This window comes from Ideonella azotifigens (assembly GCF_006519715.1).
GTDB classification, from domain to species: Bacteria; Pseudomonadota; Gammaproteobacteria; order Burkholderiales; family Burkholderiaceae_C; genus Ideonella; species Ideonella azotifigens.
Window position 1 is genome coordinate 1 of sequence record NZ_VIDT01000993.1, and the last position, 1,539, is coordinate 1,539.

The window sequence follows — 1,539 nt, forward strand, 5'->3', positions numbered from 1 at the left end:
CTTCAGCAGCACCGCCAGGTCTTCCGGCGTGCGCGGCACCAGGCTGCAGACGCCAATGCTGACGGTGATGCCGACCGCGCCGACCGAGGTCGGCACCGCCAGCGCCTGCACCGCCTGGCGCATGCGCTCGGCCACGGTCAGCGCGCCATCCGGTCCGGCATGCGGCATCACGATGCAGAACTCCTCGCCGCCAAAGCGTGCCACCAGGTCCTCGGTGCGGTGGGCCTGGCGCTGCAGCTCCAGCGCCACGACCTGCAGGCACTGGTCGCCCGCGAGATGGCCGTGGGTGTCGTTGAACTGCTTGAAATGGTCGACGTCGATCAGCGCCAGAGACAGCGAGCGTTTGCTGCCGATGGCTTCGCCGATCAGGTGCTCCAGCGCCTGGTCCAGGAAGCGGCGGTTCGGAATCGCGGTCAGCCCGTCGGTCATGCTCAGCTCGGCCAGCCGGCGGTTGGCCTGCTCCAACGCGCTCGTTCGTTCGTTGACCCTGGCTTCGAGCAACTCTTGGGCTTCCCGCTGGGCCTTGAGCGCCTCGATCTGGCTCTTCACGCGCAGCTCGCGCTCTTCGTTGAGCCGGCTGGCCAGGCCCAGCGAAATCATCAGCACTTCCATCGCGCTGCCCAGTTGCAGCGCGTTTTCAGTGAACACGCTGCGCGCTACCAGGCCGAACTTGTCCAGCGCCAGCAGCACGCCGCCCAGCAGCACCGAGCCGAAGGCCAGCAGGAAGATGCGGGCCGGCGCGTAGCCTTCGCGCGCCCGCAGCAGCGCCAGTACCGTCAGGATGAAGATGGCGACGACCGAACTGGAGATCGCCGTGCGGATCGCCACGCTGTACGGCAGCACCAGCGCGGCCGCAGCCACCAGCAGGGAGGCCCCGGTCGTGCAGTGGATGGCCCAGCGGCGCCAGCGCGGCCCGGGGACGATGCGGATGAAATCGGCGGCGAAGGCCGAGCCGGAGGCGCCGGTCAGCGCCAGCAGCACGACGATGGCGGTGTCGTTCCACTGCGTGGCATGCGGCCACAGGTACTGGAAGCTCAAGCCCTTGAGCGAGGTGATGCAGCCGGCAATCGAGATCACCCACAGCCCGTAAAGCAGGTAGCCTCGCTCGCGCACCGAGGCCCACAGGATCAGGTTGTAGGCCAGCAGGCCGAACATCAGCCCGAGGTAGCCCCCCAGCAGCAGGTTGGTGTCCTCTGCGTGTGGATGGAAGGTGGCCGGTGTCCACAGCAGCAGCGGGAATTGCACCGCGCTGCTGGTCGTCACGCGGGCCAGCACCTCCAGCTCGGCGCCCAGCGGAATGTCCACCGGCACGACGAAGTTGGCATGCCGCACTGGGCGCAGCTCGAAGGCCTGCTTGTCGCCCAGCACCAGCTCCTTGTGCCAGGACGGCGGCTGGCCGGCCGGCGTGACCTGCAGGTGCAGCTCGATGCGGTCCAGCACCGGGTAGGCAATCTCCAGCAGGCGCCGGAGCTCGGTTGGGTCGCGCTGCAGCACGCGGGCGCGGAACCAGTGGGTCTTGTCGGAATAGCCCAGGCTGGC

General features: G+C 68.6%; 1 protein-coding gene. It reads right to left on the reverse strand.

Features of this window, described 5'->3' with window-relative positions:
• A partial coding sequence (locus FKP22_RS30000; RefSeq protein WP_141291871.1) for a sensor domain-containing diguanylate cyclase occupies positions 1–1,539 on the reverse strand: 1,539 nt, incomplete at both ends.